The sequence below is a fragment of the Vogesella urethralis genome, from assembly GCF_007644045.2.
In the GTDB taxonomy this organism is placed as follows: Bacteria; Pseudomonadota; Gammaproteobacteria; order Burkholderiales; family Chromobacteriaceae; genus Vogesella; species Vogesella urethralis.
The window spans coordinates 25,308-40,052 of the sequence record NZ_VMDW02000051.1 but is presented as its reverse complement, the minus strand read 5'-3'; the positions used below and the strand labels follow the sequence as shown (position 1 = coordinate 40,052).

At 63.5% G+C, this 14,745-nt stretch carries 11 protein-coding genes; 5 read left to right on the top strand and 6 right to left on the bottom strand.

The features are described from left to right. Positions 1-14: 14 nt before the first annotated feature. Positions 15-401, top strand: a complete 387-nt coding sequence (gcvH, locus tag FLQ03_RS02630; RefSeq protein ID WP_144371846.1) for a glycine cleavage system protein GcvH — start codon at positions 15-17, stop codon at positions 399-401. Between the two features lie 205 nt (positions 402-606). Beyond that, positions 607-3,462, top strand: a complete 2,856-nt coding sequence (gene gcvP / locus FLQ03_RS02625) for an aminomethyl-transferring glycine dehydrogenase (protein ID WP_144371845.1) — start codon at positions 607-609, stop codon at positions 3,460-3,462. Positions 3,463-3,561: 99 nt separating this feature from the next. On the opposite strand, the gene FLQ03_RS02620 is transcribed toward gcvP, so the two are convergent. Then, on the bottom strand, positions 3,562-5,184 hold the full coding sequence (locus FLQ03_RS02620; RefSeq protein ID WP_144371844.1) for a methyl-accepting chemotaxis protein: 1,623 nt from the start codon (positions 5,182-5,184) through the stop codon (positions 3,562-3,564). A 181-nt stretch (positions 5,185-5,365) separates the two neighbouring features. Between FLQ03_RS02620 and FLQ03_RS02615 the strand changes: the two genes are divergently transcribed. After that, positions 5,366-6,673: a hemolysin family protein gene (locus FLQ03_RS02615; RefSeq protein WP_144371843.1), complete on the top strand. Its 1,308-nt coding sequence runs from the start codon at positions 5,366-5,368 to the stop codon at positions 6,671-6,673. Positions 6,674-7,141: 468 nt separating this feature from the next. On the opposite strand, the gene FLQ03_RS02610 is transcribed toward FLQ03_RS02615, so the two are convergent. Next, entirely contained in the window at positions 7,142-9,535 is a 2,394-nt protein-coding gene (locus FLQ03_RS02610; RefSeq protein ID WP_144371842.1) for a putative bifunctional diguanylate cyclase/phosphodiesterase, read from the bottom strand. Positions 9,536-9,577: 42 nt separating this feature from the next. After that, on the bottom strand, positions 9,578-9,751 hold the full coding sequence (locus tag FLQ03_RS19080) for a hypothetical protein (protein ID WP_170252288.1): 174 nt from the start codon (positions 9,749-9,751) through the stop codon (positions 9,578-9,580). A gap of 187 nt (positions 9,752-9,938) precedes the next feature. Between FLQ03_RS19080 and FLQ03_RS02605 the strand changes: the two genes are divergently transcribed. After that, positions 9,939-11,216 (top strand): O-acetylhomoserine aminocarboxypropyltransferase/cysteine synthase family protein, encoded by a 1,278-nt coding sequence (locus tag FLQ03_RS02605; RefSeq protein WP_144371841.1) that lies wholly within the window; start codon positions 9,939-9,941, stop codon positions 11,214-11,216. Positions 11,217-11,329: 113 nt separating this feature from the next. Next, positions 11,330-12,145, top strand: coding sequence for a CPBP family intramembrane glutamic endopeptidase (locus tag FLQ03_RS02600; protein WP_144371840.1), 816 nt, complete (start codon positions 11,330-11,332; stop codon positions 12,143-12,145). Between the two features lie 112 nt (positions 12,146-12,257). Here FLQ03_RS02600 and FLQ03_RS02595 read toward each other — a convergent pair whose 3' ends face one another. The 3 genes from FLQ03_RS02595 to apbC all read right to left on the bottom strand — a co-directional run bounded on the left by FLQ03_RS02595 (position 12,258) and on the right by apbC (position 14,622). Beyond that, complete coding sequence (locus FLQ03_RS02595; RefSeq protein WP_144371839.1) at positions 12,258-12,467, bottom strand: hypothetical protein; 210 nt, start codon at positions 12,465-12,467, stop codon at positions 12,258-12,260. Positions 12,468-12,679: 212 nt separating this feature from the next. Further along, positions 12,680-13,468 carry a glutamate racemase gene (gene murI, locus FLQ03_RS02590; RefSeq protein ID WP_144371838.1) on the bottom strand — a complete coding sequence of 263 codons (789 nt, stop codon included), beginning with the start codon at positions 13,466-13,468 and terminating at the stop codon, positions 12,680-12,682. 8 nt (positions 13,469-13,476) lie between these two features. Beyond that, a complete protein-coding gene (apbC, locus tag FLQ03_RS02585; RefSeq protein WP_206210834.1) occupies positions 13,477-14,622 on the bottom strand; it encodes an iron-sulfur cluster carrier protein ApbC in 1,146 nt (381 codons plus the stop codon). Positions 14,623-14,745 lie beyond the last annotated feature (123 nt).

Below are 14,745 nucleotides of genomic sequence, written 5' to 3'. Positions count from 1 at the left end.
TCTGGAGAGAAACGATGAGCAACATTCCTGCCGACCTGAAATACGTATCCAGCCACGAATGGCTGCGTCTGGAAGCTGACGGTTCCGTAACCGTCGGCATTACCGAACACGCGCAAGAGCTGCTGGGCGACATCGTGTTCGTCGAGCTGCCGGCTGTGGGCGCCAACCTGGCTGCCGAAGAGCAAGCTGGCGTGGTGGAGTCGGTGAAAGCCGCTTCCGACGTATACGCCCCGATCGCAGGCGAAATCCTGGAAGTGAACGCCGAGCTGGAAGCCAACCCGGAGCTGGCCAACAGCGAACCGTACGCCGCGGGCTGGTTCTTCAAGATCAAGCCGGCCAACGCCGCTGATCTGGACGGCCTGCTGGACGCCGCTGCCTACGCAGCCGAAATCGGCGCCTGATGAAACGGCCCTGCCATCGCAAGATGGCGGGGCTTTTTTTTGCCGCGAATTTTTGCCACGAAACCCACGAAACAATACGAACGCTTCCATTGTTGACGTGTACTAGGCAAGCCATGACCTTGCCTGGATCATTTTGTGTCTTTTGTGGTTTTCGTGGCCAAGCAGTAAGCCGTTCGTGGCTAATCGATTAGACGGAATCGCAGACATGTCTCTCTCGCAACTCTTCCATCACCAAGAATTCATCGCCCGCCACATCGGCCCGTGCGATACCGAACAACAGCAGATGCTGGCCGAGATCGGCGCCAGCTCGCTGGAAGACCTGGTGGCACAAACCGTGCCGGCCGGTATCCGTTTCAACCGCGCCCTCGACCTGCCGGCTGCGCAGCGTGAAGTGGACGCACTGGCCGACCTGAAAGCCGTGGCCAGCAAGAACGTGGTAAACAAATCGTTCATCGGCCTGGGTTACTACCCGGTGATCACCCCCGGTGTCATCCTGCGCAACGTGCTGGAAAACCCGGGCTGGTACACCGCTTACACCCCGTACCAGGCTGAAATCGCCCAGGGCCGCCTGGAAGCGCTGCTGAACTACCAGCAGATGGTGATCGACCTGACCGGTCTGGACATCGCCAACGCCTCGCTGCTGGACGAAGCCACCGCCGCCGCCGAAGGCATGGCGCTGGCGCGTCGCGCTTCCAAGGTAAAAGGCGACCGCTTCTTTGTAGACAGCCGCGTGCTGCCGCAAACGCTGGACGTGCTGAAAACCCGCGCCGAATACTTCGGTTTCGAGCTGGTGCTGGGCCATCCGGAAGAAGCCGGCAACGGCGACTACTTCGGCGCGCTGTTCCAGTACCCGGGCGAAGCCGGCGACCTGCTGGACCTGACCCCGTACATCGCTGCCGTCAAGGCCAAGGGTGGCGTGGCCATCGTGGCTGCTGACGTGATGGCGCTGGTGGCGCTGAAATCGCCGGCCGAAATGGGCGCCGACGTGGCGGTGGGTAACACCCAGCGCTTTGGCGTACCGATGGGCTTCGGTGGCCCGCACGCTGCCTACTTTGCCTTCCGCGACGACATGAAGCGCTCGGCCCCGGGCCGCATCATCGGCGTATCGGTGGATGCGAAGGGCAAGACCGCGCTGCGCATGGCGCTGCAGACCCGCGAGCAGCACATCCGCCGCGAAAAAGCCAACTCCAACATTTGTACCAGCCAGGTACTGCTGGCCAATATGGCCGGCATGTACGCCGTGTACCACGGCCCGGTGGGCGTACAGCGCATTGCGCAGCGCATCCATCGCCTGGCGGCCATTTTCGCCCACGCGGTGAAAGCGGCGGGCGGCAAGCTGAAGTTCGAGCAGTTCTACGACACCGTACAGGTCGAGCTGGGCGCCCGTGCGGCCAACGTATACGCCGCCGCGCTGGCTGCCGGCATCAACGTGCGTGACGCCGGCAATGGCGTGCTGGGCGTGGCCTTCCACGAAGCCGCCACCGAAGCCGATCTGGCCAAGCTGATCGAAGTGTTCACCGGCAAGGCTGCCGACATCGCCGCGCTGGACGCCGCGGCTGCCGACGCCATTCCGGCCAGCCTGAAGCGCGAATCCGCCATTCTCAGCCACCCGGTGTTCAACCAGCACCACAGCGAGCACGAAATGCTGCGCTACCTGAAGAAGCTGGAAAACCGCGACCTGGCGATGAACCACAGCATGATCAGCCTGGGCAGCTGCACCATGAAGCTGAACGCCACCAGCGAAATGATCCCGGTGACCTGGCCCGAGTTTGCCAACATGCACCCGTTCGCCCCGCGCGAACAGGCTGCCGGCTACCTGGAAATGATCGAAGGCCTGCAGCAGCAGCTGATGGCTATCACCGGCTTTGACGCCATCTCGATGCAGCCGAACTCCGGCGCACAAGGCGAATACGCCGGCCTGCTGGCCATCCGCCGCTACCACGCCAGCCGTGGCGACGCGCATCGCACCATCTGCCTGATCCCGCAATCGGCACACGGTACCAACCCCGCTACCGCACAGATGCTGGGCATGCAGGTGGTGGTGGTGAAAACCGACGACAACGGCAACGTGGACATGGCCGACATGCAGGCCAAGGCCGAACAGCATGCGGCCAACCTAGGCGCGCTGATGATTACCTACCCGTCCACCCACGGCGTGTTCGAAGAATCCATCAAGGAAATCTGCGAACTGATCCACGCCAACGGCGGCCAGGTGTACATGGACGGTGCCAACATGAACGCGCAGGTGGGCCTGACCCGTCCGGCCGATATCGGCGCCGACGTGCTGCACATGAACCTGCACAAAACCTTCTGCATTCCGCACGGTGGCGGCGGCCCGGGCATGGGCCCCATCGGCATGAAAGCGCACCTGGCGCCGTTCATGGCCAACCACGTGGTAGCCGAAGTACCGGGTGCCGTGGCCGGCCAGAGCGCGGTATCCGCTGCGCCGTTCGGTTCGGCGTCCATCCTGCCGATCTCCTACATGTACATCCGCATGATGGGTGCCGAAGGCATGAAGCGCGCCACCGAACTGGCCCTGCTGAACGCCAACTACCTGAAGGACAAGCTGGCGGCCCACTACCCGGTGCTGTACACCGGCAAGAACGGCCGTGTGGCGCACGAGTGCATCATCGACCTGCGCCCGCTGAAAGCCGCTTCCGGCGTCACCGAAGTGGACGTGGCCAAGCGCCTGATGGACTTCGGCTTCCACGCGCCGACCATGAGCTTCCCGGTAGCCGGCACGCTGATGATCGAGCCGACCGAGTCCGAGTCCAAGGCCGAGCTGGACCGCTTCATCGCTGCCATGGTGGCCATCCGCCAGGAAATCGACGCGGTACAGAACGGTGTGTGGCCGAAGGACAACAACCCGCTGTGCAACGCACCGCACAGCAAGGCCGACATTGCCGGCGAGTGGACCCGTCCGTACAGCCGCGAGCAGGCATTCTTCCCGCTGCCGTACGTGCTGGACAACAAGTTCTGGCCGAGCGTGAACCGTATCGACGACGTATACGGCGACCGCAACCTGGTGTGCAGCTGCCCGTCCATCGACAACTACGAGTAAGCCCTGCCCATGCGGCCAACCCGCCAGGTTGGCCGCAGGCAAAGCAAAACCCCGCCAGCGCAAGCCGGCGGGGTTTTTTCATGGGGCTGGGGGAGGTGGCTAGCCGTTGAACGCAGCCAGCGTCTGGTTCAGGTTCTGCGCCAGTTGTTGCAGGCGGCGGGTTTCGGTTTCTACCTCGCGGGCGCTGTCCAGCGTATGCCGTGCCATGGCCGATACCTGGTCGGCGTTGCCGGCAATGTTGTGGCTGGCGCTGGCTTGCTCCTGCAGCTCGCGGTGGATCTGGTCCATGGTGGTGACGCTGGCGCGGGTGCGGTCTTCGATCAGTTCGATGGCGCTGCCGGCCATCTGTGCTTGCTCGGAACCTTGCACCACCTGGCGGATACCGTCTTCCATGGCGCTAACGGCGTGTTGTGCCGAGGCCTGGATGCCGGACACCATGGTCTGGATTTCGGCGGTGGCGGTACTGGTACGTACCGCCAGGTTGCGCACCTCGTCGGCTACCACGGCAAAACCACGGCCGCTTTCGCCCGCGCGGGCGGCCTCGATAGCCGCGTTCAGCGCCAGCAGGTTGGTCTGCTCGGCAATGCCGCTGATCGCCTCTACCACCTTGCTGATCTGCATGGCGCTGCTTTCCAGCGAATGGATGACGCCCGATACGTGCTGCACGGCCTGGGTCGCCGCCACAATGGCACCGGTTGCCTGCGCCACCGTCTGGCCACTGCTGCGTGCCTGCTCGCCGGCAGTCCGGGTGCTGGCCAGCGCGGTATGCGTGCCTTCGCTGACAGTCGCCACACTATTGCTCATCTGTTTGATGGCGGCGCTAATCTGCTCGGCCGAGCTGCTCTGCGTTTCGGCATCGCTACGGACACGGCCGGTGAGGCCGGCGATGCTACCGCTGGTGTGTTCCAGTGCCCCGGCGACCTCCTGCAGCTTTGCCACCAGTTTTTGTTGAGAAGCCAGCATGGCGTTAAAAGCACGAATGGACTGCGCCAGCTCCAGCCCCGCGTTGTCGTCTACCCGCAGGCTGAGGTTGCCGGTCTTGATGACCTGGTTGGCGGTGTGGGTCAGTTGCTGTAGCGGGCGCACCAGCAATCGGCTCAGCAGGCCGGCGTAGGCAATCAGGATCAGGGCTGCGGCCAACGCCAGCACGCTGCTGATCACCGATTGCCGGGAGATGCCGCTATCTACCGTGTCCTGGGCGCTTTGCGACGATTGCTCGATGGCATCGGTGACTTTTTCCATGCCGCCTTCCAGCGACTCGAAGTCCTGCTCGAAGGCGGGCAGGGTGGCCAGCGCCTTATCGGGCTGGCTGGCAATATGGCTGACGATCACGTCGGCAGAGCCCAGGTAGCGTTCCACCATCGGAATCACTTGCTGGTACAGCTGTTGCAACTCGGGCTTGTCGGCGCGGCGGGCGTTGTCGGCCATCAGTTCGCGAAAGTGCTTGGCGTGTTCGGCCAGGTCTTTGGCAATGGCTGACATTTTGTCTTTCTCGCCCAGCTTGTCGCGGTAGAGCGCGGACAGCACGTCGGAACGTACCGCGTCGTGCATCATGTCGGCTTCGGTTTGCTGCCGGATCATCTTCTGCGTGTTCAACAGATCGCCTACTTCGCCGGCAATGCTGCGCGACCCCAGCAGCCCGCTCGCACCCAGCCCCACGCAAAACAGGATGGCAATGCCGACCATCAACATCAGGTGCAGGCGCAGAGAGAGTTTTTGCATGGTAAATCCTTGGTAATCGAGCCGGTTTAACCCCTAAAGCTATTTATAGCTATTCTGATTGGGCGCGCCAGCAATCAAACACCATTCTTTTGGCATGGCGTGGCAGGCCGGCAACAGTGGCGAAATCGCCATTGCCATGTAGAATGGCAGAGTCTTCTTTACACGGGGTTTATCCTGTCCAATGGACGTGCTCATATTGGTTGTCCTGTTTTTGCTCAACGGCATCTTTGCCATGACCGAAATCGCCATCGTTTCTTCCCGCAAGGTGCGCTTGCTGCAGTGGGCCGACGAAGGCAACCGCGGCGCGGCTGCCGCTCTCAAGCTGGCCGACGAACCTACCCGCTTTCTCTCTACCATCCAGATCGGCATTACGCTGATCGGCATTCTGTCCGGTGCTTTCGGTGAGGCGGCCATTGCCGATCGCCTGAAGGTGTATCTGGAGGCCTATCCGCTGCTGGCCGAGTTTGCCCGTCCGATTTCGCTCACCGTGACCGTGGTGCTGATTACCTACTTCTCGCTGATCATCGGCGAGCTGGTGCCCAAGCGTATCGGCATGCAGAACCCCGAATTGCTGGCGTCCATCCTGGCGCGCCCGATGCTGCTGCTGGCACGGGTAACCTCGCCGATGGTGCGCATGCTGAGCCTGTCTACCGAAGCCGTGCTGCGCGTGCTGGGTGTGCGCAAGAACAATGACCCCTCCATCACCGAAGAGGAAATCAAGGTGCTGATGGAGCAGGGGGCCGACGAAGGCATTTTTGATCGCGCCGAGCAGGAGCTGGTGGAAAACATCTTCAGCCTGGACGAAAAAAAGGTGGTCTCCATCATGACGCCGCGCAAGGACATCATTGCGCTGGACGTGGACGACCCGCTGGAGGACAACCTGAAGATCGTGCGTGGCAGCGTGTTTACCCGCTACCCGGTGGTGAAGGGCGGTTTCGAGAACGTATTGGGCATCGTGCAGGCCAAAGATCTGCTGCACCGCTTGCTGGAGGATAAATCGGTCAAGCTTACCGAGTCGGTGCGCCCGCCGCTGTACGTGCCGGAAGCCATCAGCCCGATGCAGCTGCTGGAGCAGTTCAAGCGCACGCGTAACCATACCGCGCTGGTGGTGGACGAATACGGCGAGATCGAAGGCCTGGTCACCATCAACGACGTGATGGAGGCCATTGTCGGTGACTTGCCGACCGAAGCCGGCGATGGCGACGACGAGATCGTACAGCGCGAAGACGGTAGCTGGCTGGTGGACGGCATGATGTCGCTGGAAGACTTCAAGGAGCACTTCGAGCTGGAAAGCATCGAGGGTGAAGAGTCTGGCAACTTCCAGACGCTGGGCGGCTTTGTGATGTTCATGCTGGGCCGGGTGCCCAGTGCGGCCGACAAGGTGGTGTGGAACGGCTTCAGCTTCGAAGTGGTGGACATGGACCGTACCCGTGTCGACAAGGTGCTGGTGGTGGCACCGGCGCCGGCGGCCAACCCCGACGCGGACTGAGTCTGCCTTGTTTTCAACAAGCCCCGCTTAGGCGGTAATGCCAGTCAGTTAAGCGAATGTGCTTGGTTTTCACGTAGCAGTACGTGAGTGACGCGCCCCATCCCGTTGGCGCGAGCCGGGCAAAATGGTTCGCCCCAGGGTTGTGCTGAGCGAATCGAAGATTCGCACGCGCAAGACGCCGATTTGTTTGAGCCCCGAGCCGTTAGCGAGGGGCGAGTTCGGCGGCGCCTGGGGCGTGCCATTTTGACCGGGGTTTCGAGCAGCCCCGGGTTGCGGGGGAATGAAAAGGGGGCGGCAATCCGCCCCCTTTCCCGTCTTATTCCCTCGCGACGCTGCGCTTGCCTCGCTCGGTCACGGGCGGAACCGGCATCTAATCATCGTCCGCATCGCGGACACACTAGCGTACTTCAACGCAACAAATCCCTAACCAAAAAAACGCCAGTCAGCGTTAACTGACTGGCATTACGCTTACGCGGGGCTTTTGTTTTGTGCCAGCGCCTGGAACACCAGATAGTCCTGCTCGTTCATCGGCCGCGCCAGATAGTAGCCCTGCACGTAGTGGCAGCCGTGGGCTTGCAGGAAGGCCAGCTGTTCGGCGGTTTCCACCCCCTCGGCCACGGTCTGGATGCCGATGCTGCGCGCCAGCGACAGGATGGCCTTCACCACCGCCTGGTTGCGCGGGCTGTTGAACAGGCTCCAGATGAAACGCTGGTCGATCTTCACCTTGTCTACCGGCAACTCCACCAGATAGTTCAGCGACGAGTAGCCGGCGCCGAAGTCGTCGATGGCCAGGCGGAAGCCGGCCTGGCGCAAGCGGGTGAGGGTGTGCGAGATGGCCGTCAGGTTCTGGATCAGCGACGACTCGGTCAGCTCCAGTTCGATGGCAGCTGCCGGAATGCCGTGTTGCATGACCGCCTGGCTCAGCATGTCGGGCAGGTCGCTCATCGCCAGCTGCCGTGCCGACAGGTTGATGCTGATGCTTTGCGGCTGCCCCTGCTCGATGCTGCGTGCCACAAAGCGGCAGGCGGCGTGCAGCACGAAGTGGCCGATGTCTTCGATCAGGCCGTGCTGCTCGGCAAACGGGATAAACAGGCCTGGCGAGGCCTGGCTGCCGCCGCCGGGCCAGCGCAGCAGTGCCTCGCCGTAGCTGCCCAGTGCATCGGACAGAGGCACGATGGGCTGGTAATGCAGCTGGAACTGCTCGTTCTCGATGGCCTGGCGCAGCGCGGTGAACAGTTCCATCTCGCTGCGCAGCCGCGCTTCGATGGCCGGCTCGAAGAAACAGTAGCGGTTGCGCCCCAGCGCCTTGGCCTGGTACATGGCGGCGTCGGCATTCTTCATCAGGTGCTCGCTGCTTTCGCCGTCGTCGGGGAACATGGCAATGCCGATGCTGGCACCCACTTCCGCATCGCGGGCTTCCAGCCGGAACGGCAGGTTCAGCACCTCGACAATGGCTTTGGCGATGCGTGCAACCTGAACCGGGCTGCAGTCGCGGATGATGATGCAGAACTCGTCGCCGGACAGCCTTGCCACCGTGTCTTCCAGCCGTACCGTGCCGCGCAGGCGCTCGGCCACGTCCATCAGCAGCTCGTCGCCGGCTTTATGGCCGAGGGTATCGTTGACGTACTTGAAACGGTCCAGGTCCAGCAGCAGCGTGGCGAAGCTGCGCTTTTCCTCGCGTGCGATGTCGATCTCGTGTGCCAGGCGGTCTTTCAGCAGCACGCGGTTGGGCAGGGCGGTCAGCGGGTCGTAGTAGGCCAGCCGGCGCAGCTGGTTTTCGGCCAGCTTGAGCTGGGTAATATCGGACAGGATGCCGACATAGTGGGTAATGCTGCCGTCCGGCTCGGTGGCGGCGTTGATGGTGAGCAGCGCGTGGATCAGGCTGCCGTCGGCGTGGCGGTTGATGATTTCGCCCTGCCAGCGCCCGGCAATGGCCAGCTCCTGCCACAGTTGCTGGTAGAACTGGCGGTCGTGATGGCCGGAGCGGGCGATGGGCGGCCGTTTACCGCACAGCTCGTCCAGCGTCATGCCGGTCATCAGCTGGTAGGCCGGGTTGGCCGCCACGATGTGGGTATCCGGCGTGGTGATGATGACCGCGTCTTCGGTGTGTTCGAACACCATTTCGTACAGACGACGGCGCTTTTCGGCCTGCTGGCGCTGACGGATTTCGTCTTCCAGCTGGCGGTTGGCCTGCTGCAAGTGGGCGGTGCGCTCGGCCACCATCTGTTCCAGCTGCTGTTGCTGGGCCTGCCGCTCGGCCAACTGCTGTTGCTGGCTCAGCAGTAACTGGCGGAAGCGTTGCAGCGCGTCGAATACCGGCTGGAATAGCGCATCGCCACGCGGGATGATGGCGTCGCTGCGCCCTTCACCCAAGGAGAGTAACAGCGCCTCGGTCTGTTGTAGCTGGCTGCCGATGCGGTGCATGCGCCAGCCTATCAGCGCCAGGCCCAGCAGCAGTACCAGCAGCATGATGCCTTGCAACTGGTGGCCGGTACGCAGGGTGGTGGCGAGGTTGTCTTCATAGTGGGCCACGGCCATCTGGCGCTGCTGCCGTACCAGCGCCCGCAGTTTTTCCATGCTGTTGGTGACTTGCCGGGTAATCTGCAGCGCTTGCGCCTCGGCCGCCTCGCCCTGGCTGGGCAGCAGTTGGAGCAAGGTGCTGGCCTGGGTGTGATAGCGCATCAGGTCGGTCTGGATATCGCGGATCTGGGCGGCCAAGGCCGGGCTGTGCTGGCTTTGTTCCCCCAGCAACACGGCATCACGGGTCAGCAGGTTCAGTGCTTGTTGCAGGCTACGCTTGCGCCGCTGGATGTCATCTGGTGACAGCTCTTCTGCTTCCTGCTCTTCCACCAGCAAGATCATGCGGTTGTGCAGGTCGCCCAGTCGTGACAGCGCGTCGCCCAGTTACTGCTGTTCGCGCGAGTGCTTGCGGCTTTCCTCGGCCAGCAACTTGGTCTGTTCGTCGTTGTAGTAGTGCAGAAAGGCCATGGCCCCGAGCAGCAGTGCCAGCAGCAGGCTTTGCAGCCACAGCATTTGTCGGCTGATGGTACGGGCCAGCAGAAAGCGTGATGGCAGCATGGCGTCCCCGCAGTCTTGTTTTATTGAAGCATAGGCGCTGCGTACTGCCTTGGCAGCCTGTGAGTGGCGCTATTTCTGCAAAACATTGCAGAAATCCTGCTTTATCTTCATGCCGCATGACGATAAGGTAGCGCTTGCGGCCAGCCATGACGCGGCCGGCGATAACAAGCCTTAGGGATCTACAAAGATGAAACTGGAAACGCTCGCAGTACACGGCGGCTATAGCCCCGACCCGACCACCAAAGCGGTAGCGGTACCGCTGTACCAGACCACTAGCTACGCCTTCGACAGCACCCAGCACGGTGCCGACCTGTTCGACCTGAAGGTGCAGGGCAATATCTACACCCGCATCATGAACCCCACCACCGACGTGCTGGAAAAGCGCGTGGCGGCGCTGGAAGGCGGTATTGGTGCGCTGGCGGTAGCGTCGGGCATGGCGGCCATCAGCTACGCCATCCAGACCATCGCCGAGGCCGGGGATAACATCATCGCTACCAGCACGCTGTACGGCGGCACCTATAACCTGTTTGCCCACACCTTCCCGCAGCTGGGCATTACCGTACGCTTTATCGACCCGGCGCGCCCGCAGGACATTGCGGCCAACGTGGACGCCAACACCAAGGCGGTGTTCTGCGAATCCATCGGCAACCCGCTGGGCAATGTGGTGGACTTTGGTGCCTTTGCCGACGAGGCGCACAAGCACGGCCTGCCGCTGATCGTGGACAACACCGTACCGTCGCCTTACCTGTGCCGCCCGTTCGAGCACGGCGCCGACATCGTGGTACATAGCCTCACCAAATACCTGGGCGGCCACGGCACCAGCATCGGCGGCATCATCGTCGATAGTGGCAAATTCCCGTGGGGCGAGCACAAAGAACGCTTCGTGCGCCTGAACACGCCGGACGTCAGCTACCACGGCGTCAATTACGTCGAGGTGCTGGGCGCCGCTGCCTACATCGCCCGTGCCCGCGTGGTGCCGCTGCGCAATATGGGCGCGGCCATCTCGCCGTTCAACGCGCATCAGATCCTGCTGGGTATCGAAACGCTGGCACTGCGCCTGGACCGTATCTGCGACAACACGCTGAAAGTGGCCCAGTTCCTGCAGCAACACCCGGCGGTGGAATGGGTAGAGTACGCCGCGCTGGAAGGCCACCCCAGCCGCCCGCTGGTGGACAAATACATGGGCGGCCGCGCGTCGGGCATCCTGTCGTTCGGCATCAAGGGCGGGGTTGAAGCGGGCGGCCGCTTTATCGACGCGCTGCAGCTGGTAACGCGTCTGGTGAACATCGGCGACGCCAAGAGCCTGGCCTGCCACCCGGCGTCCACCACCCACCGTCAGCTGTCGCCGCAAGAACAGCTGAAGGCCGGCGTGAAGCCGGAACTGATCCGCCTGTCTATCGGTATCGAGCACGTGGACGACATCCTGGCCGACGTGAGCCAGGCGCTGGCTGCCGCTGCTGCCTAAGCGCGCAGGCTGTTGATAGCGGCCAACCCTGGCGATGGGGTTGGCCGCTGTCTTTTGTCGCGGGCTGGCGTCACGTAGACTGCCGGCCTGTGTCGATTTCTATAGACGATGTGATGACGCTGCCTGATTTCTCCGTGCTTGGCGCCTACGCGCTGTTGCTGCTGGCCTTGTTGGCGGCACTGTTTACCCGTCGACGGCTGGCAATGGGGCTGGGGGTAGCTGCCAGCGTGGCAGGCTTGTTGGCCGGCGTGCTGCAGCTGCCGGCGCTGGCCGCCATCGCGCTGCTTGTGGGGCTGGGCGCTGCGCTGCACCGTTGGCCGCGCCAGCCTGTGCTGTGGGCGCTGGCCGTGCTGCTGATGCTGGTGTTGGCGTTGCACCGCTGGCCCGGCTTTGTGCCGCACGCGTGGTGGCAAGGCGTGTTGCCCGGCGCTAGCCAGCCGTACACGGTGTACTGGCACTGGGACAAAGGCCTGGCCGGCCTGTGGCTGCTGCTGTGCCTGCCGATGCCGCAGTGGGGGACTGCCGTTGCCCGCCCGCGCTTGTGGGCTGTGGCGGGGCTGGCACTGCTGGCGGCGCTGTGGCTGGCGCTGGGCAGTGGCTTGCTGGCGTGGCAGCCGAAATGGCCGGCGTGGTGGCTGCCGTGGCTGGCGGCCAACCTGTTGCTGGTATCGCTGCCGGAAGAGGCGCTGTTCCGCCAGGGCGTGTTTGCGGTGCTGGCGGCGCGGCCGCTGTGGCAGCGTTGCCTGGCGTCGGCGCTGCTGTTCGGCCTGGTACACGCTGGTGGTGGCGGGCTGTGGGTGCTGGTGGCAGCGCTGGCCGGCCTGGGCTACGCGCTGGCTTACGCCGCCGGCCGCTGGCTGTATTGGCCGCTGCTGCTGCACACGGGGTTCAATGTGCTGCATCTGGCCTTGCTGAGCTACCCGCGCTGACTGCGCGCGAGGGTAGTACAAAAGAGAGCGGCCAACCCTGTTGCCAGGGTTGGCCGTTTAGCTTGGCACCTTGCGGTATCAGGCTATGGTGTGGCGGTTGTACCGCTCTGGTCTAGGTCGCTTTTGATAGGCGCTCTTGTACCTGTAACCGGACGGCCATGCGATCCACTCTTGCCAGATCGGCGATGTCGCCCAGCGTCGCCAGGCTGTTTTCCAGTCGGGCAATAGCCTGTTTATGTTCTTCGATTGCTTTGAGCATGGCGGCGGCCTGGTGGTAAGTGTCTTGTTCCCGCAGTGCGGTGATCCAGTTCAGATTACCCATGGCGTGTTCCTCCTGCCTGGTGTGGAGTCCAGCTAGCACAGCCTTGCTGTGTGCTGCTCCATGTGAGGTTTATCGGAGGCGGGCGACGAAACCTTAGTTTTATTTTGGTCAGTTTTATTGCATGACATGGTGCTTGCCAGGGCGGCGTAGCGAGCAGAGACGACAAACCCGGCACGGGCCGGGTTTGGAAAGGCAGGGCAGGCGGTGCGGGGTCAGCCGGGCAGGTCGATGTACTCGACGCCGGCGTTGGTACCCAGCGTGTGCTGCAGGAAGTGCGCCATGCTGGGGGGCTGGCCGGTGCTGACAAAACGGTAGCGGGCGCTATCGCCGTCTTCGGTGGCAATGCCGTGCTGCTGCATCAGGCGCAGCGTCTGGCGGATCACCGCGTCGGTGGGGTCGATCAGGTCGATGTGCGCCGGCAGCAGCTGGCGCATCAGCGGCGCCAGAAATGGGTAGTGGGTACAGCCCAGCACCACGTGGTCCACGCTGTGCTCCAGCAGCGGGGCGAGGGCGCGGCTCACCACGGCACGGCTGCGCTCGCTGTCCAGTTCGCCTGCTTCCACTAACTCGACAAAGCCCTTGCCGGCCTGCGGCACCACCAGCGTGTCGCCGGCAAACTGCGCCACCAGCTGGCGGAACTTGTCGCCCTGTAGGGTGGCGTGGGTGGCCAGCACGCCGACGCGGCCGCTCTGGCTGGCCAGCACGGCCGGCTTGATGGCCGGCTCCATGCCGACGATGGGCAGCTGCGGGTAGCGCTCGCGCAGATGGCGCGCGGCGGCACTGGTGGCGGTATTGCAGGCAATCAGCAGCAGCTGGGCGCCTTGCTGCAGCAACCAGGCGGTGATGGCTTCGGCGCGGGCGATGATCTCCGCCTGGCTGCGTTCACCGTACGGGCAGTAGCCCTGGTCGGCCAGGTACACCACGTCCTGTTGTGGCAGGGCGTGGCGCAGCTGGCGCCAGACCGACAGGCCGCCAAGGCCGGAATCGAACATGCCGATCATGGGGCGTCCTAGTTGTTCTGCACCACGATCTTGGGCATTTTGCTGGAGAAGTCGCGCGCTTTCTCGCCTACTTTGACCGCCACGCGGCGGGCAATCTGCTGGTAGCGGGCGGCCAGTTTGCCGTCCGGCTCGGCCACCACGGTGGGTTTGCCTTCGTCGGTAGACAGGCGGATGGCCAGGTCCAGCGGCAGCGAGCCCAGCACGTCCACGCCATACTGGGCGCTCATCTTGTCGGCGCCGCCGTGGCCGAAGATGTGCTCTTCGTGGCCGCACTGGCTGCACACGTGCATGGCCATGTTTTCCACGATGCCGAGGATGGGCACGCCCACCTTCTCGAACATCTTCAGGCCTTTCTTGGCGTCGATCAGCGCGATGTCCTGCGGGGTAGTCACCACGATGGCGCCGGTCACCGGCACCTTCTGCGACAGCGTCAGCTGCACGTCACCGGTGCCCGGCGGCATGTCGATCACCAGGTAGTCCAGGTTGTCCCACAGCGTGTCGTTCAGCAGCTGCTGCAGCGCCTGACTTACCATCGGGCCGCGCCACACCATGGCCTGGTCGTCGTCTACCAGGTAGCCGATGGACATGGTTTGCAGGCCGTGCCCCAGTAGCGGCTTCAGCTTGCCGTCCACCACCTCGGGCTTCTGGCCTTGCAGGCCCATCATCAGCGGTTGCGACGGGCCGTAGATATCGGCGTCCAGAATGCCGACACGGGCACCTTCGGCCGCCAGCGCCAGTGCCAGGTTGGCCGCGGTGGTGGATTTGCCGACGCCGCCCTTGCCGGACGACACCGCAATCACGTTTTTCACGCCGGGCAGCAGCGGCACGCCGCGCTGGGCGGTGTGGCTGGTGATCTGGCTGCTGACGGTCACTTCTACCGTGCGGCCGTCGGCAAACGGTGCCAGCGCGTCGGTAAACAGCGTGCGTAGTTCGGCAAAACGGCTTTGCGCCGGGTAGGGCAGGGTGACGCTAAGCGCCAGCCGGCTGCTGTCGTTGCAGGTCAGGCTCAGGCCCTTGCGGTAGGGCTTGCCGGTGTCCGGGTCGATCAGGCTGCCAAGGGCGGCCAGGATGTCTGCGTCGCTATGTGCCATATTGCTTGTCCGTGGGGTGTCGCTGGCGGTGCCGCCAAACAGTTTGCCAAGTCGGGAAAACATATCGTGTGCCTGGGTAGGGTATTTCCGACTATTTTAATCGGGATTGCCGCGTCGCGGGAGGGGCGGCGGTCGTGCAGGCTGCACTGCGCGCTGCGTGTGATGGCAGGCCGGCAGCCGGCATTT

Bases quoted from the DNA above. Each gene is read 5' to 3' on its own strand.
- FLQ03_RS02595 (WP_144371839.1), bottom strand. From the start codon at position 12,467: ATGGGTAATCTGAACTGGATCACCGCACTGCGGGAACAAGACACTTAC.
- gcvH (WP_144371846.1), top strand. From the start codon at position 15: ATGAGCAACATTCCTGCCGACCTGAAATACGTATCCAGCCACGAATGG.
- FLQ03_RS02600 (WP_144371840.1), top strand. From the start codon at position 11,330: ATGACGCTGCCTGATTTCTCCGTGCTTGGCGCCTACGCGCTGTTGCTG.
- FLQ03_RS02605 (WP_144371841.1), top strand. From the start codon at position 9,939: ATGAAACTGGAAACGCTCGCAGTACACGGCGGCTATAGCCCCGACCCG.
- gcvP (WP_144371845.1), top strand. From the start codon at position 607: ATGTCTCTCTCGCAACTCTTCCATCACCAAGAATTCATCGCCCGCCAC.
- FLQ03_RS19080 (WP_170252288.1), bottom strand. From the start codon at position 9,751: ATGCTGCCATCACGCTTTCTGCTGGCCCGTACCATCAGCCGACAAATG.
- murI (WP_144371838.1), bottom strand. From the start codon at position 13,468: ATGATCGGCATGTTCGATTCCGGCCTTGGCGGCCTGTCGGTCTGGCGC.
- FLQ03_RS02610 (WP_144371842.1), bottom strand. From the start codon at position 9,535: ATGATCTTGCTGGTGGAAGAGCAGGAAGCAGAAGAGCTGTCACCAGAT.
- FLQ03_RS02620 (WP_144371844.1), bottom strand. From the start codon at position 5,184: ATGCAAAAACTCTCTCTGCGCCTGCACCTGATGTTGATGGTCGGCATT.
- apbC (WP_206210834.1), bottom strand. From the start codon at position 14,622: ATGTTTTCCCGACTTGGCAAACTGTTTGGCGGCACCGCCAGCGACACC.
- FLQ03_RS02615 (WP_144371843.1), top strand. From the start codon at position 5,366: ATGGACGTGCTCATATTGGTTGTCCTGTTTTTGCTCAACGGCATCTTT.